The following is a 16515-nucleotide window of genomic DNA, read 5'->3' as shown; positions in this document are numbered from 1 at the left end:
AGTTTAACCTCAGGGCGCCCGTGCGAACCATCGTCCGGCTTCATTGCTGATCATTCCGTCCAGTTCCAGCTCGGTCAGGGCTGCCAGCACCCGGGGCAGCGGCCATTCACTGGCAGCAGCCAGCGCTTCGCTGGTCTGTGGCGCGGCATGCAGAAGGGTCAACAGCAAAGAGGCAGGAGAGTGCTTGCCCTGAGAGGCACTCTGACGAGCGAGTGCGTTGCCATCGTCTGCTAAGCAGTTGGTCGCGGGCAAGCTCGCCCCTACAGCGATGTTTCTGCGTTCGGTCTGCTGAGTGGGCACTTGGCGATGCCAGTGCTGCAAGGCTTCGAGAATGTGATCCACGGTTTCCACCAGCACCGCGCCATCGCGGATCAACTGATGACAGCCACGGGCACCGGGATGATGGATAGAGCCGGGAATGGCATAGACCTCTCGGCCATGTTCCGCTGCCAGTCGCGCCGTAATCAACGAACCGCTGCTCACACTGGCCTCCACCACCAGCACACCGAGGGACAGACCGCTGATGATCCGGTTGCGACGCGGGAAGTTGCTGGTCTGTGGTCCGGCATCCAGCGGGAACTCGGAAATCACTGCGCTGCCCTGGGCGATCATCTGCGCGGCCAACTGTCGATGGCGCTGTGGATAAAGTTTTTCGAGCCCTGTACCCAACACGCCGATTGTGGCTCCGCCAACGTCAAGAGCACCCTGATGCGCAGCACCGTCGATGCCCAGAGCCAGGCCGCTGGTGATGACAAAACCGGCACCCGCCAGACTTCGGGCAAAAGCAGCGGCGGTGTCCATCCCCGGCTTCGAGGCACGACGACTGCCGACCATTCCCAACTGAGGCCGCTCAAGAATCGAAGGGTTGCCAGCGATGAATAACAGAGGCGGTGGGTCGGCGATTTCAGCAAGCAGTGCAGGGTAGCCAGGATCGTCCCACATCAATAAATGCTGGTCTTCATGCTCAATCCAGGCCAGTGCGGCACTGGCTCCGTCACGCACCAACGGGTCGCGCCGGGCTTCGGCACAGGCCGTCGGCAGCCCCAATGCGCGCCATGCACTGGCGGGTGCCGAGAGCGCAGCCGAGGCGCAACCAAAAGCATCGATGAGTCTGGAAAAGCGTCTGGGTCCTACCTCCGGCAAGCGATGCAAACGCAGGCGCGCTTCCAGTTCGGCAGGCGAAGGCATGGCCTTTTCAAACAGCGGCATAAGATCGTCCTTGATCCATGGCCCACTTCAGGATGTGGGCAAACCTGTGGATAACTCTGTTGACAACAATTTGATAAGTGAAAGATCCGGTGGAAAAAACTGTCTCAGCCTTGAGACAGAGCCTCAGGGGTTACGGACCTTGTCCATAATGGACAAAGATCGGTTCGCGTGCAGGACCAAGGCGTAACTGAGCTTTTCATAAGTGCGGAAAACCATCAGCAACCCGGAGCGTTCGTCGGGAATTTTCACCTGATCGCCGGTCACCCGGTCGCGGACGGTTTCGCCGGTCTTGTAAATCGCGAGTACATTGCCTTCGACCAGCCCGTCACGTCGGCCCTTGTTGAGCGTCACCACGTCGTAGACGCCCACCTGAGTCACGCCCCGAGGCACATCGAGAATCAGACCTTCAATGGCGTTCTGTGGCGAACTGGGCATGAATGTCGAGTTGATTGCCCGTTCTTCACTGGTGAACAGGCGGTCGCCCAGACGCACTTCCTGGGTAGAGCGTTGCAGCATCAGGGTGGAAACATCGCCTTCGGTAGCAATGACTTCACCGCCGCCGATATCGTCGGCATTGATGCCCAGCACTTCCTTGGTGACAGGATCGGTATAAACCTTGCCCTGACGGAAGATCCCGTAGCTCAGCTGTTGCGGGTCCAGATTGCCGCGAGCGTAGATGCGGTCGCCTCCGCCACTGAGTACACGTTCGGCATTGCCGGCAACGATGTAAGGGGCCTTGTTGAACTGGTCGGCGTCGTCGACGATCCGGTTACTGATCAGGAACGCATTGATGGCACCGAGCGGAATGCTCGGGATCGCTTCGATCGTCGGCGTGCTGCGCACACGCGGTGACAATTTGATGGTGCCGCGGGATTCGGCGCGGTTGAGCACCACACGAGGCTGACCATCGACATAGATCAGCGACAGCGAGTCGCCGGGATAGATGAGGTCGGGATCGCGCACTTGTGGATTGGCCCGCCATATCTCGCGCCATTTCCATGGTTCTCGCAGGAATTTGCCGGAAATATCCCAAAGCGTGTCACCGGCAACGACGGTATAACTCTGCGGGTGGCCTTCCTTGAGTTGCACTTGCGCCTGAGCAAGACCGCTGGCAGTCAAAAGCAGCAGGGCGAGTAGTGATTTCCTCATGCGGTGAATCCCTTTATCATGTTGTCTCGCGTAAACATAAGTTCCATCAGTCTCATATAGCTGTCTGCTTTGACGTTTCAAGCCTGGCAGCCGATTTTGACTTTACCCTACAGTGCAGCCCTTACGTATATGGCCATTCTAAACATTCTCGAATTTCCCGATTCGCGCCTGCGCACCATCGCCAAACCCGTGGCGATAGTAGACGACGGCATACGCCAGTTGGTCGACGACATGTTTGAAACCATGTACGAAGCCCCAGGCATTGGTCTGGCAGCAACCCAGGTCAACGTCCACAAGCGCGTGGTCGTGATGGACCTGAGTGAAGATCGCAGCGAACCCCGCGTCTTCATCAACCCCGAAATCGAAATGCTGACCGAAGAAATGGATCAGTATCAGGAAGGCTGCCTCTCGGTGCCCGGGTTCTATGAAAACGTCGACCGCCCCGTGAAGGTTCGCATCAAGGCCCTGGACCGTGACGGCCAGCCTTACGAACTGGTTGCCGAAGGTTTGCTCGCCGTCTGCATCCAGCATGAATGCGATCACCTGAACGGCAAGCTGTTCGTCGACTACCTGTCCAATCTGAAGCGTGACCGGATCAAGAAGAAGCTGGAAAAACAGCACAGACAGAACGCTTGATCCATCACCCAAAAGGCCTGTGAGGGCCTTTTCTTTTTTACAGAACGAGAAGCCCATGACTGAGCCACTGCGCATCGTCTTCGCCGGTACTCCGGAATTTGCCGCCGAACACTTGAAGGCCCTGCTCGACAGCCCTCATCAGATCGTCGCGGTCTATACCCAGCCTGATCGCCCGGCCGGTCGTGGACAAAAGCTGATGCCAAGCCCGGTCAAGCAACTGGCGCTACAGCATGGCCTGCAAGTGCTGCAACCGCCAACCCTGCGTGACGCAACCGCTCAGCAGGAGCTGGCAGCGCTCAAACCCGACCTCATGGTAGTGGTCGCCTATGGCCTGATCCTGCCGCAAGTGGTGCTGGATATTCCTCGTCTGGGCTGCATCAACAGCCACGCGTCCCTGCTGCCACGCTGGCGTGGTGCGGCACCGATCCAGCGTGCCGTGCAGGCAGGCGATGCCGAAAGCGGCGTGACCGTCATGCGCATGGAAGCCGGCCTGGATACCGGCCCGATGCTGCTCAAGGTCACCACGCCTGTCACGGCAGAAGATACCGGCGGCACCCTGCACGATCGCCTTGCCGAACTCGGCCCACCTGCCGTATTGCAGGCCGTTGCCGGGCTCGCCGATGGGTCGCTGGCGGGTGAAGTGCAGGACGACACCCTCGCCACTTATGCTCACAAACTGAACAAGGACGAGGCACGGATCGACTGGAGCCGCCCGGCAGACGAGCTGGAACGCCTGATCCGCGCCTTCAATCCATGGCCGATCTGTCACAGCACCCTGAACGAAGAAGCTCTCAAGGTCCTGGCCGCCAGCCTTGCCGAAGGACAGGGCACACCGGGCACGATTCTCGGAGCCAGCAAGGACGGCCTGATTGTCGCCTGTGGCCAGGGCGCATTGCGCCTGACCCGCCTGCAACTGCCGGGCGGCAAGCCGCTGAACTTCACCGACCTGTTCAACAGCCGCCGCGAGAAGTTCGCCACCGGCACGGTATTGGGTCAATGAATCCGCGTCTGGCCGCCGCCAGAGCCTTGGCCGCTGTCCTGAGCGGCAAGGCTTCGCTGAACAGTTCGTTACCGGCTCAGCTGGATAAAGTCGAGGTCCGTGATCGGGGCCTCACTCAGGACCTGGCTTTCGGGACTGCTCGCTGGCAGCCACGCCTGTCCGCGCTGGCGGCCAGGTTGCTGCAAAAGCCCTTCAAGGCAGCAGACGCCGATGTCGAGGCACTGTTGCTGGTTGGACTTTATCAACTGCTCTACAGCCGCATTCCCGCTCACGCCGCTATCGGTGAGACGGTGGGTTGTGCCGACAAGCTGAAAAAGCCGTGGGCCAAAGCCTTGCTCAATGCGGTCCTGCGCCGCGCCCAACGTGAAAGCGAAGCGCTGCTGGCCGAACTGGAACACGACCCGGTAGTGCGCACCGCTCATCCGCGCTGGCTGCAAAAAGCCCTGAAAGCCGCGTGGCCCGAACACTGGGAAGCCATCTGCGCCGCCAACAACGCGCATCCGCCCATGATCCTGCGGGTCAACCGTCGGCATAACAGCCGTGTTCAATACCTTGAGCTGTTGAAAACAGCCGGTATCGAAGCCGTTGCCTGCACCTTCAGCCAGGACGGTATCCTGCTGGCCGAGCCGGGTGATGTGCGTTCACTGCCAGGTTTTGCCGAAGGCTGGATCAGCGTTCAGGATGAAGCCGCGCAACTGGCTGCCGACCTGCTGGAACTGGCTCCCGGTCAACGAGTTCTCGATGCCTGCTGTGCACCGGGCGGCAAGACCTGCCACCTGCTGGAAGTGCAGCCACAACTCGATGGGGTGGTAGCTGTTGATCTGGAAGCCAAACGTCTGGTGCGCGTGCGGGAAAACCTCGATCGCCTGGGCCTGGATGCCGAACTGATCGCCGCCGACGCTCGGCAAACCGCCCAATGGTGGGACGGCAAGCCCTTTCAGCGCATTCTGCTCGACGCGCCTTGCTCGGCAACCGGCGTGATCCGTCGCCACCCGGATATCAAGCTGACCCGTCAGGCCGATGACATCGCTGCCCTGGCCACGCTGCAAGGCGAACTGCTGGACGCGCTCTGGCCGACCCTGCAGGTTGGCGGCATCCTGCTGTACGCCACCTGCTCGACGCTGCCCACGGAAAACACCGAAGTGATCGAGGCCTTTCTGGCCCGCACCTCGGGCGCTCGTGAGCTGGATATCGCCGGACAGCTCGGCCAGCAACCCGCAGGCATCAAGCAGCCCCACGGTCGCCAGTTGCTGGCGCAGGAAGGCGGGCATGACGGCTTCTATTACGCCAAACTGATCAAGATCGCGGCTTCGGTCTGACAGGGAGATAGCAGTTGAAAATCATCATCCTGGGTGCGGGGCAGGTTGGCGGCACGCTGGCCGAACATCTGGCCAGTGAAGCCAACGACATCACGGTCGTGGACACCGACGGCGACCGGTTGCGTGACCTGGGCGACCGCCTGGATATCCGCACGGTGCAGGGCAAGGGCTCGTTTCCCACGGTGTTGCGCCAGGCGGGTGCCGACGATGCCGACATGCTGGTGGCCGTCACCAACAGCGATGAAACCAATATGGTCGCCTGTCAGGTTGCCTACACGCTGTTCCACACGCCGACCAAGATTGCCCGGGTCCGCGAAGCGGCTTACCTGACCCGCGCCGGTCTGTTCGATAACGATGCGATTCCCGTGGATGTATTGATCAGCCCGGAACAGGTCGTCACCAACTACATCAAACGCCTGGTCGAATACCCCGGCGCTCTCCAGGTCATCGACTTTGCCGAAGGCAAGGCACAACTGGTTGCCGTCAGGGCTTATTACGGCGGGCCGCTGGTGGGTCAGAAACTGCGCCAGTTGCGGGCACACATGCCCAATGTCGACACCCGGGTAGCCGCGATCTTCCGGCGCGACCGCCCCATCACCCCCCATGGCGACACCGTTATCGAAGCCGATGACGAAGTGTTCTTCATTGCAGCCAAGGCGCATATCCGGGCTGTGATGGGCGAGATGCGACGTCTGGATGAAAGCTACAAGCGCATCGTGATCGCAGGCGGCGGCAATATTGGCGAGCGTCTGGCCGAGGCTATCGAAAGCCGTTATCAGGTCAAGATCATCGAGATGAACCCGGCGCGTTGCCGTCATCTGTCGGACACCCTCAACAGCGCCGTGGTCCTGCAAGGCAGTTCTTCGGATCGCGATCTATTGATGGAAGAAAACATCGGCGATACCGACCTGTTCCTGGCCCTGACCAACGACGACGAAGCCAATATCATGTCGTCGCTGCTGGCCAAGCGGATGGGCGCCCGCAAGGTGATGACGCTGATCAACAACCCGGCCTATGTGGATCTGGTGCAGGGCGGGGAAATCGATATCGCCGTCAGCCCGCAACTGGCAACCATCGGCACCTTGCTGACCCACGTGCGACGCGGCGATATCGTCAGCGTGCATTCACTGCGCAGGGGCGCGGCCGAAGCCATCGAGGTCGTGGCCCATGGCGATGCCAAATCCAGCAAGGTCATCGGCAAGGCCATCAAGGACATTATCCTCCCGCAAGGCACCACCATCGGCGCCATCATCCGCGACGAAGAAGTTCTGATTGCCCACGACATCACCGTGATCGAATCCGGCGACCACGTGATCATGTTCCTTGTGGATAAAAAATACATCCGCGATGTGGAGCGGCTGTTTCAGGTGGGGTTGAGCTTTTTCTGACGGACTGCGACAGGAGCGCATTCATTCGCTAACAGCATCGCGAATGAATGCGCTCCCACGGATCAATACCAGCGGGCTTCGCCTTCCGGGCGCTTCTTGAAGCGCTTCATGGTCCACATGTACTGGCTCGGGTAAGCCCGTACATATTTCTCGACCACCTTGCTCATCGCTGCCGCCGAGGTTTCAGTGTCGGTGCTGTACATGTCTTCAGGAGCTGCTTCCAGAACGACCTTGTAGCCCGAGCCATCCGGCAGGCGCATGGCGTGCAGGAATACGCCAACGGCTTTGCCACCGGCCAGCATGTTGGGCACGAATTTGCTGGTCAGTGCCTGGGTACCGCAGAAGGGCACGAAGATACCCGCCGACTCTGCCGGCTCGGGGTCCGCAGGAATTCCCACCGAACCGCCTTTACGCACTTCCTTGATGACACTGAGGATGCCTTCCTTGGTGGAAGCCGCAACACGGTTGCCCAACTGGACCCGCTGCTTGCGCAGCAGTTCGTCCACCGCCTTCAGCTTGGGCGGGCGATAGAAAATGATCGGTTTGCACTGGCTGCAATAGAAGTGGTTGAGCACTTCCCAGTTGCCCAGGTGGCTGGTGATTCCGACCACGCCCTTGCCAGAGGCGAGAGCGTCCTTGAGCACATCGAGGCCTTCGACTTCACGCACCAGGTCGATGGATTTCTGGGCAGGCCAGATCCAGGCGCAGGCGCTTTCGGTCAGGGTCTTGCCGATATCCATCAGGCTGCGGCCCACCAGTCGGTTCAGCTCAGCCTCGTTCAGTTCCGGAAAGCATTTGGACAGATTGATGCGCGCCACTTCACGGGAACGGTTCGGAAGCTTCCACATCAACCAGCCAATCGCAGTGCCGACCCATTGCACGGCACGCCAGGGTAGCAGGGCAAACAACCGCAACGCCCCGACAATCATGGCACCTTTGAACTTATCCACAGATCACTCCCAAATTCTCGAGGTGCGCATTGTAACCTTCAGCGGGCCAGAGTCGCGTATCGATCACAATCGACGGTGTGATCCATGACCATGCCGCTCGATTGCATGTAGGCGTAACAAATGGTCGGCCCGACAAAGGTGAAACCCGCTTTCTTGAGGGCCTTGCTCATGGCCTCGGCTTCTGGCGTGATGGCCGGGACCTCGCTGCGGTCCCGGAAATGGTTGACCTTCTGTTCTCCACCGACAAACGACCAGAGAAACCCGACCGGGTCGTCCAGCTTCAACCAGGCCTGCGCATTGCGGCGGGCCGCGTTGAGCTTGAGGCGGTTACGAATGATGCCTGGCTCCTGCATCAGAACTTCGATCTCGTCATCGGTCATGGCCGCGATGCGATGGACGTCAAAACCGAACATGACTTCGCGATATCGCGCGCGTTTTTTCAAAACCGTGATCCATGACAGACCGGCCTGGAACCCTTCGAGCAAAAGCAACTCGAAGAGCTTCTGCGCATCGCGCAGCGGCACTCCCCATTCCTGATCGTGATAAGCGATGTAAATCGGGTCTTCATTGCACCAAAAGCAGCGAGTCATAGGCCTTCCAAGGGTGGACGTGCAGCCGAATCGGGTATACTCCCGCTCTTTAAATCGCAGCCCAGCACAGGTGAATTTTGTGAGCCAGCCTACGCCAGCCGTGCGTACCTTCCAAGACTTGATCCTCGCCCTCCAGCAATACTGGGCAGAACAAGGTTGCGTGGTACTTCAGCCCTACGATATGGAAGTAGGCGCCGGCACTTTCCACACCGCCACTTTTCTGCGCGCCGTAGGCCCGGAAACCTGGAACGCCGCTTACGTACAGCCGAGCCGTCGCCCGAGTGATGGCCGTTACGGCGAAAACCCCAACCGCCTGCAGCATTACTATCAGTTTCAGGTCATCCTGAAACCGAACCCGGACAACTTCCAGGAACTGTACCTGGGTTCGCTCAAGCACATCGGCCTCGATCCGCTGGTGCATGATGTCCGTTTCGTCGAAGACAACTGGGAATCGCCAACCCTGGGCGCCTGGGGTCTGGGCTGGGAAATCTGGCTCAACGGCATGGAAGTCTCGCAGTTCACCTACTTCCAGCAGGTCGGTGGCATCGAGTGCTACCCGGTAACCGGCGAAATCACCTACGGCCTTGAGCGTCTGGCCATGTACCAGCAGGGCGTGGACTCGGTCTACGATCTGGTCTGGGCTGACGGTCCGTTCGGCAAGGTGACTTACGGCGATGTGTTCCACCAGAACGAAGTGGAGCAATCGACCTACAACTTCGAACACGCCAACGTTGAAAAACTGTTCGAGCTGTTCGACTTCTATGAAAGCGAAGCCGCACGCCTGATCGAACTTGAGCTGCCATTGCCAAGCTACGAAATGGTCCTCAAGGCTTCGCACACCTTCAACCTTCTGGATGCGCGCCGGGCGATTTCCGTGACTGCGCGTCAGCAGTACATCCTGCGCGTGCGCACGCTGGCCCGCTCTGTCGCTCAGAGCTACCTGCAAGCCCGGGCCAAGCTTGGCTTCCCGATGGCGCCGCCCGATCTACGCGATGAAGTGTTGGCTAAGCTGGAGGCTGCACAATGAGTGCTCAAGATTTTCTGGTCGAACTGGGCACCGAAGAACTGCCACCCAAGACCCTCAGTTCCCTGGGCGATGCATTTCTGGCCGGTATCGAGAAAGGCCTGCAGAGTGCTGGCCTGACCTATAGCGCCAAGCAAGTTTACGCCGCACCACGCCGTCTGGCGGTACTGGTTACCGGCCTGGCTACGCAACAACCGGATCGCAGCGTCAACCTGGACGGCCCGCCCCGTCAGGCCGCTTTCGATGCCGAAGGCAACCCGACTCAGGCCGCGCTGGGCTTCGCCAAGAAGTGCGGCGTCGATCTGAGCGAAATCGACCAGACCGGTCCAAAGCTGCGTTACAGCCAGAACATCATCGGTAAACCGACAGCCACATTGCTGCCGACCATCGTCGAAGATTCGCTGAACGACCTGCCAATCGCCAAACGCATGCGCTGGGGTGCCCGCAAGGAAGAGTTCGTGCGTCCGACCCAATGGCTGGTCATGCTGCTGGGCGATCAGGTGGTCGACTGCACGATCCTGGCCCAGAGCGCAGGCCGTCATTCGCGAGGCCACCGCTTCCACCATCCGCAGGACGTGCGTATTTCTTCGCCAGCCAGCTATCTCAGCGAACTGAGAGCAGCCCATGTACTGGCAGACTTCAAAGAGCGTCGTCAGATCATCAGCAAGCGGGTCGACGAACTGGCCGCTCAGCAGGAAGGCACCGCTATCGTACCGCCAAGCCTGCTGGACGAAGTGGCAAGCCTGGTCGAGTGGCCGGTTCCGTTGGTCTGCTCGTTTGAAGAGCGTTTCCTCGAAGTGCCTCAGGAAGCCCTGATCACCACCATGCAGGACAACCAGAAGTATTTCTGCCTGCTGGACAGCGAAGGCAAGCTGCTGCCGCGCTTCATCACAGTGGCCAACATCGAGAGCAAGGACCCGGCACAGATCATCGCCGGTAACGAGAAGGTGGTTCGCCCACGTCTGACCGACGCCGAGTTCTTCTTCAAGCAGGACAAAAAGCAGAAGCTGGAAACCTTCAACGAACGCCTGAAGAATGTCGTGTTCCAGGCCCAGTTGGGCAGCGTCTTCGACAAGGCCGAGCGCGTTTCCAAACTGGCGGCTTTCATCGCACCACGCATTGGCGGCGACGCCCAGCGTGCGGCACGTGCCGGTATTCTGTCCAAATGCGACCTGGCCACCGAGATGGTCGGCGAGTTCCCGGAAATGCAGGGCATTGCCGGTTTCTACTACGCCAAGGCTGACGGTGAGGCGGAAGACGTCGCACTGGCACTCAACGAGCAATACATGCCTCGCGGTGCGGGAGCAGAGCTGCCTACCACCCTGACCGGCGCTGCCGTGGCCATTGCCGACAAGCTCGACACACTGGTCGGCATCTTCGGCATCGGCATGCTGCCAACCGGCAGTAAGGACCCGTATGCACTGCGTCGTGCTGCGCTGGGTATCCTGCGCATCCTGATCGACAAGAAGCTGGATCTGGATCTGATCGAGACCGTCAAGTTCGCGGTCAGCCAGTTCGGTGCCAAGGTCAAGACTGCCGGCCTCGCCGACCAGGTGCTGGAGTTCATCTTCGACCGTCTGCGTGCGCGTTATGAAGACGAAGGCGTCGAGGTTGCGGTCTACCTGTCGGTTCGTGCCTTGCAGCCAGGTTCAGCCCTGGACTTCGATCAACGGGTCCAGGCCGTTCAGGCATTCCGCAAGTTGCCACAGGCTGCTGCGCTGGCGGCGGTGAACAAGCGCGTATCGAACCTCCTGAGCAAGGCCGAGGGCAGCATCGCCCAGACCGTCGAGCCCAAGTACTTCGACAACGCCAACGAGTTCTCTCTGTATTCGGCCATTCAGCAGGCCGACCACGCGGTCCAGCCGATGGCAGCCGAGCGTCAGTACAGCGAATCCCTGGCACGCCTGGCAACCCTGCGCGAGCCTGTGGATGCGTTCTTCGAGGCAGTAATGGTCAACGCTGACGACGCCAACGTGCGCGCCAACCGTTATGCATTGCTGGCACGTCTGCGCGGCCTGTTCCTGGGCGTTGCCGATATCTCGCTGCTGGGTTGAGGAATAGAGAGTGAAGCTGCTGATTCTCGATCGGGACGGAGTCGTCAACCAGGACTCCGACGCTTATATAAAGTCGGTGGAGGAGTGGATTCCCATTCCTGGCTCGATCGAGGCCATCGCAGCATTGAGCAAGGCCGGCTGGACGGTGGCGATTGCCACCAACCAGTCGGGCATTGCCCGAGGTTATTACGACCTGGCTACTCTGGATGCCATGCATGCGCGTTTGCGCGAGCTGGTGGCAGGGCAGGGTGGCGAGGTTGGCTTGATCGTTTATTGCCCACATGGGCCGGATCAAGGTTGTGACTGCCGCAAGCCAAAGCCTGGCATGCTGCAGACCATCGCCAATCATTACGCAGCAGACCTGAAAGGTTTATGGTTCGTGGGCGACAGCAAGGGTGACCTGCAGGCCGCTTTGGCCGTCGATGCACAACCTGTTCTGGTAATGACCGGTAAAGGCCGCAGGACAATGGACGGAACAGTGCCGGCCGGCACTTTGATTTTTGACGATCTGGCGGCAGTTGCCGCAGAACTTATCCACAATAGCGTCTCGCTGTAAGCCCTCAGGTTCAACGGTACGCTGAATGAGCGGGCATCTGCCCGTACGGTAAAAGCAACTATGTCGATCATCCAGGCAATCAGGACCTTTTTCTTTTACCTGTTGCTAGGCACCAGCTCGCTGCTGTGGTGCACATTGAGTTTCTTCATCGCGCCCTTTCTGTCCTTCAAAGCCCGCTACCGGTTCATCAATGTCTACTGGTGCCGCTGTGCAATCTGGCTGACCCGCGTATTCCTGAACATCCGCGTGGAAGTGACAGGCGCGCACAACGTTCCACAGACACCCTGCGTGATCATTTCCAACCACCAGAGCACCTGGGAAACCTTCTTCCTCTCGGCTTACTTCGAGCCCATGAGCCAGGTACTCAAGCGTGAGCTGCTGTATGTGCCGTTCTTCGGTTGGGCAATGGCCATGCTGCGCCCTATCGCGATCGATCGCGAGAACCCCAAGGCCGCACTCAAGCAAATAGCCAAGAAGGGTGACGAATTGCTCAAGGACGGTATCTGGGTCCTGATCTTCCCGGAAGGCACCCGTGTGCCGTTCGGTCAGATCGGCAAGTTTTCCCGTGGAGGCACAGCCCTGGCGGTCAACGCCGAACTGCCTGTACTGCCAGTTGCACACAACGCCGGCAAGTACTGGCCGAAAGAAGGCTGGGCAAAGAAGCCAGGCACTATCCAGGTCGTGATCGGTGAACCCATGTACGCCGAAGGCTCCGGCCCTCGCGCCATTGCAGCCCTCAACGACCGCGTCCAGGCGTGGAATGAAGCTACCCAGAAGTCCCTGGGATCAGATGTTGCACCTGTCTCGAGCAACGAAAAAGTCGAAGTCTGATTTTGTGGATAACCTGTGCACCATTTTTGCAAAATCATCGGAAAAAGCGGCTAAGTCATTAATTTAGCTGCTTATTTCTGAAGCTCATTAGTGAGCTGAAAACGTGCATAAGTTTTGCGAGTAGATAGAAAGCCGACCTTCAGGGTCGGCTTTTTAGTGGGCGAAAGCTCTAGATCGACAAGGAAGAAAAATGGAAGATTCAAAATGTTCGAATTAGCCACTTTTGGTCTGCTATGCGGATTTATACTCGGGTACTTATTGGTGTTCGTGCTGAACCAAGTGAGGCAATGGATTGCGTTGCACGACTCACCTGCCGTCAAAGAGTTTTCCACCTATGCCTACTGGATTCTTGCAGGAGGCGCATTTTTCGCGTTGTACATGGGGTATGTCAGGCATAGCGTGATGGGAAACAGCATTCTTTCGACTATAGGCTTTTATGTTGGCCTTCTCATTCCTTTCATAATGAAATCAAGAATCAGGGATTTAGTTGAAAATCTGCTCCCTGAACCAGACGTGCTAGAGGCTCCCGTAGAGCGAGGATTATCTGCAACCAACGATGAACGTCCCATAATTCGCCAATCTCTGACGGAACGCCTTCTTTCGAGTGAAGTGCTTTCAATCATGGCATTGGTGTTGTGGATAATTTCGTTATTTTTGCCGGTAGCTGTTGGTAGCAAAAGTGAAATCACGCCGGGCTGGCTCGCTCTGTATATGGGTTGGGCTGGGGTAGGAATCGTCCAGTTCGCCTGGTTTGCAAACCCATTCTTCCTGATAAGTTTTATACGCCTCCAGATTTCGCGTAGTGCAGTAGAGCTTGCTGTCATAGCTTTACTGCTATCGCTTAATACCTTCACATTCCCCGCTTATATATTTGGAGTTTACGGCTATGGCTGGGGAATGATTCTTTGGTTCGTGGCAATAGCATTGATGGTTGCTGCTGCCGGTGCTTTTGAAATCGAAAACGTTAAAGAGACTGGAGTGGACAAGGGAGGCTGGCTACGTCCCGTCGGTATCTACCTCGCTGTACTGATAGCAGGTATATCTATTGCGCTCTCAATCTATGACCACACAAATGCTGACAGCGAAGATAAAAAGCGCCTTGTGAACATTGCCATAAAGCGAGAACCGTCTGAAAAAGATGGCCCACATCTATAGCACAAGCGTTGATGACAGAGGCTAGTCTGTGACAGTAAGGGTGCCGCATAAGCCAAATCCGCTTGCGGCTGTGCTCCAGAGAAAATTTCAGTTTTGTCTGGCTACACAGTTTTTATTTACTGAAACCAGAAAATTTTAAGAATGGGCGAATTCTGCAAATTTTCTTAACTGGCACAAAATAAAAAGCCCGGCGTAAGCCGGGCTTTTTATTTGAAGAGCACTACAACAACCCTTAGAAATCCAGGTTGGAAACCGCCAGCGCATTGCTCTCGATGAAGTCGCGACGAGGCTCGACCGCATCACCCATGAGGGTGTTGAAGATCTGGTCAGCGGCGATTGCGTCTTCGATCGTGACTTTCAGCATGCGACGCACGCTTGGGTCCATGGTAGTTTCCCAGAGCTGATCGGGGTTCATTTCGCCCAGACCTTTATAGCGCTGGATGGTGTGACGCTTGGTGCTTTCAGCCATCAGCCAGGCGAGGGCGTCCTTGAACTCGGTGACTGGCTTCTTGCGCTCGCCACGTTGCACATAAGCACCTTCTTCCAGCAGGGAGCTGATTTGTGCGCCCAGAGCCGTGACGGTCTTGTAGTCGTTGCTGCCGAAGAAGTCGCGGTTGAAGGTGACGTAGTTGGACAGGCCGTGGGAGATCAGTTCGACCTCTGGCAGCCATACATTACGCTCACGGTCTTCACGCAGGCTGGCCTTGTACACCAGACCCGACTTCTCGCTGGTACGCAAACGCTCATCGAACTTGGCCAGCCAGGCTTGCATGGCGGCATGGTCGGACAGTTGATCGAGCGTGACAGGCGGCAGGTAAACGAAGTGCTCGGTCAGTTCCTGAGGATACAGACGCGACAGGCGCTTGAGGGTCTTCATGACCATGCGGAAATCGTTGACCAGACGCTCCAGCGCTTCGCCGGAGATGCCGGGAGCCGAGTCGCTCAAGTGCAGGCTGGCGTCTTCCAGAGCCGACTGAGTCATGTACTCTTCCATGGCGTCGTCGTCTTTGATGTACTGCTCTTGCTTGCCTTTCTTGACCTTGTACAGCGGTGGCTGAGCGATATAGATGTAACCGCGCTCGACCAGCTCCGGCAATTGACGGAAGAAGAACGTCAGCAGCAGGGTACGGATGTGCGAACCGTCGACGTCAGCATCGGTCATGATGATGATGTTGTGATAACGCAGTTTGTCGATGTTGTACTCTTCGCGGCCAATGCCACAACCCAGGGCAGTGATCAAGGTGCCCACTTCCTGAGAAGAGATCATCTTGTCGAAACGTGCTTTCTCGACGTTGAGGATCTTGCCTTTCAGAGGCAGGATTGCCTGAGTTTTACGATTACGCCCCTGCTTGGCTGAACCGCCAGCAGAGTCCCCTTCCACGAGGTACAGTTCGGAGAGGGCAGGGTCTTTTTCCTGACAGTCCGCAAGTTTGCCCGGCAGACCGGCGATATCCAGCGCGCCTTTACGACGAGTCATTTCGCGGGCTTTACGTGCAGCTTCACGAGCACGTGCAGCGTCGAGCATCTTGCCCACGACCGCCTTGGCTTCGTTCGGGTTTTCCAGCAGGAAGTCAGAGAAGTATTTACCCATCTCTTGTTCAACGGCTGTTTTGACTTCGGACGAAACCAGTTTGTCCTTGGTCTGGGAGCTGAACTTCGGATCCGGCACCTTGACCGAAATGATCGCAGTCAGACCTTCACGCGCATCGTCACCGGTTGTGGCGACTTTGTGCTTCTTGGCCAGGCCTTCCTGTTCGATATAGTTGTTCAGGTTACGGGTCAGTGCAGAACGGAAACCAACAAGGTGCGTACCGCCATCACGCTGCGGAATGTTGTTGGTGAAGCACAACAGGTTCTCGTTGAAGCTGTCGTTCCACTGCAAGGCGATCTCAACACCCACACCATCGTCGCGCTGGACGTTGAAGTGGAACACCTGGTTGACTGCCGTCTTGTTGGTGTTCAGGTACTCAACAAAAGCGCGCAGACCACCTTCGTACTTGAACAGCTCTTCCTTACCGCTGCGTTCGTCCTTCAGGAAGATACCAACGCCGGAGTTCAGGAATGACAGTTCACGAATACGCTTGGCCAGGATGTCCCAGCTGAAGTGGATATTCTTGAAGGTTTCTGCAGAAGGTTTGAAGTGGATCTGCGTACCTGTGGTATCGCTCTCACCAACAATTTTCATGGGCTCCTGTGGAACACCATGAACGTAGGTTTGCTCCCAGATCTTGCCGCTGCGACGTACAGTCAGTTGCAGGACTTCCGAGAGGGCGTTAACTACAGAAACACCTACACCGTGCAGACCGCCGGAAACCTTGTAGGAGTTGTCATCGAACTTACCGCCGGCATGGAGCACGGTCATGATGACCTCGGCAGCCGACACGCCTTCTTCTTTGTGGACGTCTACCGGAATACCGCGACCGTTGTCGCGTACGGTAATGGATTCGTCTGGATGGATGGTGATGCTGATGTCGTCGCAGTGGCCAGCCAATGCTTCGTCGATCGAGTTATCAACCACCTCGAACACCATATGGTGCAGACCGCTGCCATCGTCTGTATCACCGATGTACATTCCGGGACGCTTGCGTACGGCATCAAGTCCTTTCAGCACTTTAATGCTGGACGAGTCGTACGTTTGGTTTTCGCTCATGCAA

The 16515-nt window shown here is 57.8% G+C and carries 14 protein-coding genes; 9 read left to right on the top strand and 5 right to left on the bottom strand.

Going from position 1 to position 16515, the window contains the following annotated elements:
- Positions 1–9: 9 nt before the first annotated feature.
- Together dprA and JSY17_RS11535 are read right to left on the bottom strand one after the other, a co-directional pair.
- Positions 10–1209: a DNA-processing protein DprA gene (gene dprA, locus JSY17_RS11540; protein WP_206402961.1), complete on the bottom strand. Its 1200-nt coding sequence runs from the start codon at positions 1207–1209 to the stop codon at positions 10–12.
- A 123-nt stretch (positions 1210–1332) separates the two neighbouring features.
- Positions 1333–2358: a LysM peptidoglycan-binding domain-containing protein gene (locus JSY17_RS11535; protein ID WP_206402960.1), complete on the bottom strand. Its 1026-nt coding sequence runs from the start codon at positions 2356–2358 to the stop codon at positions 1333–1335.
- Between the two features lie 129 nt (positions 2359–2487).
- Between JSY17_RS11535 and def the strand changes: the two genes are divergently transcribed.
- From def to trkA, 4 genes are read left to right on the top strand one after another with little or no spacing between them, the layout of a single operon-like run.
- Entirely contained in the window at positions 2488–2994 is a 507-nt protein-coding gene (def, locus tag JSY17_RS11530; RefSeq protein ID WP_200997916.1) for a peptide deformylase, read from the top strand.
- 55 nt (positions 2995–3049) lie between these two features.
- Positions 3050–3994, top strand: a complete 945-nt coding sequence (gene fmt, locus JSY17_RS11525; RefSeq protein WP_117184716.1) for a methionyl-tRNA formyltransferase — start codon at positions 3050–3052, stop codon at positions 3992–3994.
- Positions 3991–5313: a 16S rRNA (cytosine(967)-C(5))-methyltransferase RsmB gene (gene rsmB / locus JSY17_RS11520; protein WP_200976949.1), complete on the top strand. Its 1323-nt coding sequence runs from the start codon at positions 3991–3993 to the stop codon at positions 5311–5313. The genes fmt and rsmB overlap by 4 nt, the downstream gene beginning before the upstream one ends.
- A 14-nt stretch (positions 5314–5327) precedes the next feature.
- Positions 5328–6701: a Trk system potassium transporter TrkA gene (trkA, locus tag JSY17_RS11515; RefSeq protein WP_117184714.1), complete on the top strand. Its 1374-nt coding sequence runs from the start codon at positions 5328–5330 to the stop codon at positions 6699–6701.
- Positions 6702–6763: 62 nt separating this feature from the next.
- Here the strand turns inward: trkA and JSY17_RS11510 are convergent, their stop codons facing one another.
- Positions 6764–7651 (bottom strand): lysophospholipid acyltransferase, encoded by an 888-nt coding sequence (locus JSY17_RS11510; RefSeq protein ID WP_117180595.1) that lies wholly within the window; start codon positions 7649–7651, stop codon positions 6764–6766.
- A gap of 38 nt (positions 7652–7689) precedes the next feature.
- Positions 7690–8241, bottom strand: coding sequence for a DNA-3-methyladenine glycosylase I (locus JSY17_RS11505; RefSeq protein WP_117184713.1), 552 nt, complete (start codon positions 8239–8241; stop codon positions 7690–7692).
- A 79-nt stretch (positions 8242–8320) separates the two neighbouring features.
- On the opposite strand from JSY17_RS11505, the gene glyQ reads away from it, so the two are divergent.
- The 5 genes from glyQ (at position 8321) to JSY17_RS11480 (ending at position 13861) form a co-directional block, all read left to right on the top strand.
- Positions 8321–9268: a glycine--tRNA ligase subunit alpha gene (gene glyQ / locus JSY17_RS11500; protein ID WP_206402959.1), complete on the top strand. Its 948-nt coding sequence runs from the start codon at positions 8321–8323 to the stop codon at positions 9266–9268.
- On the top strand, positions 9265–11319 hold the full coding sequence (glyS, locus tag JSY17_RS11495; protein ID WP_206402958.1) for a glycine--tRNA ligase subunit beta: 2055 nt from the start codon (positions 9265–9267) through the stop codon (positions 11317–11319). Before glyQ ends, glyS begins: the two co-directional genes overlap by 4 nt.
- A 10-nt stretch (positions 11320–11329) precedes the next feature.
- The gene (gmhB, locus tag JSY17_RS11490) at positions 11330–11875 is read left to right on the top strand and encodes a D-glycero-beta-D-manno-heptose 1,7-bisphosphate 7-phosphatase (protein WP_117163924.1); all 546 of its coding nucleotides are present in this window, start codon (positions 11330–11332) and stop codon (positions 11873–11875) included.
- A 60-nt stretch (positions 11876–11935) separates the two neighbouring features.
- Entirely contained in the window at positions 11936–12706 is a 771-nt protein-coding gene (locus tag JSY17_RS11485) for a lysophospholipid acyltransferase family protein (protein ID WP_206402956.1), read from the top strand.
- 204 nt (positions 12707–12910) lie between these two features.
- Entirely contained in the window at positions 12911–13861 is a 951-nt protein-coding gene (locus JSY17_RS11480) for a hypothetical protein (RefSeq protein WP_206402953.1), read from the top strand.
- A gap of 232 nt (positions 13862–14093) precedes the next feature.
- Here JSY17_RS11480 and gyrB read toward each other — a convergent pair whose 3' ends face one another.
- Positions 14094–16511, bottom strand: a complete 2418-nt coding sequence (gene gyrB, locus JSY17_RS11475) for a DNA topoisomerase (ATP-hydrolyzing) subunit B (protein WP_117163928.1) — start codon at positions 16509–16511, stop codon at positions 14094–14096.
- Positions 16512–16515 lie beyond the last annotated feature (4 nt).

Source organism: Pseudomonas capsici, assembly GCF_017165765.1.
GTDB lineage: Bacteria > Pseudomonadota > Gammaproteobacteria > Pseudomonadales > Pseudomonadaceae > Aquipseudomonas > Aquipseudomonas capsici.
The sequence above is the reverse complement of the archived record's forward strand: the minus strand, read 5'-3'. Positions and strand labels throughout refer to the sequence as shown.

What these genes read in the sequence shown, in the direction of transcription:
- JSY17_RS11535 (WP_206402960.1), bottom strand. Translation starts at nt 2,358, where the DNA reads ATGAGGAAATCACTACTCGCCCTGCTGCTTTTGACTGCCAGCGGTCTT.
- def (WP_200997916.1), top strand. Translation starts at nt 2,488, where the DNA reads ATGGCCATTCTAAACATTCTCGAATTTCCCGATTCGCGCCTGCGCACC.
- glyS (WP_206402958.1), top strand. Translation starts at nt 9,265, where the DNA reads ATGAGTGCTCAAGATTTTCTGGTCGAACTGGGCACCGAAGAACTGCCA.
- JSY17_RS11505 (WP_117184713.1), bottom strand. Translation starts at nt 8,241, where the DNA reads ATGACTCGCTGCTTTTGGTGCAATGAAGACCCGATTTACATCGCTTAT.
- fmt (WP_117184716.1), top strand. Translation starts at nt 3,050, where the DNA reads ATGACTGAGCCACTGCGCATCGTCTTCGCCGGTACTCCGGAATTTGCC.
- gyrB (WP_117163928.1), bottom strand. Translation starts at nt 16,511, where the DNA reads ATGAGCGAAAACCAAACGTACGACTCGTCCAGCATTAAAGTGCTGAAA.
- JSY17_RS11485 (WP_206402956.1), top strand. Translation starts at nt 11,936, where the DNA reads ATGTCGATCATCCAGGCAATCAGGACCTTTTTCTTTTACCTGTTGCTA.
- JSY17_RS11480 (WP_206402953.1), top strand. Translation starts at nt 12,911, where the DNA reads ATGTTCGAATTAGCCACTTTTGGTCTGCTATGCGGATTTATACTCGGG.
- rsmB (WP_200976949.1), top strand. Translation starts at nt 3,991, where the DNA reads ATGAATCCGCGTCTGGCCGCCGCCAGAGCCTTGGCCGCTGTCCTGAGC.
- dprA (WP_206402961.1), bottom strand. Translation starts at nt 1,209, where the DNA reads ATGCCGCTGTTTGAAAAGGCCATGCCTTCGCCTGCCGAACTGGAAGCG.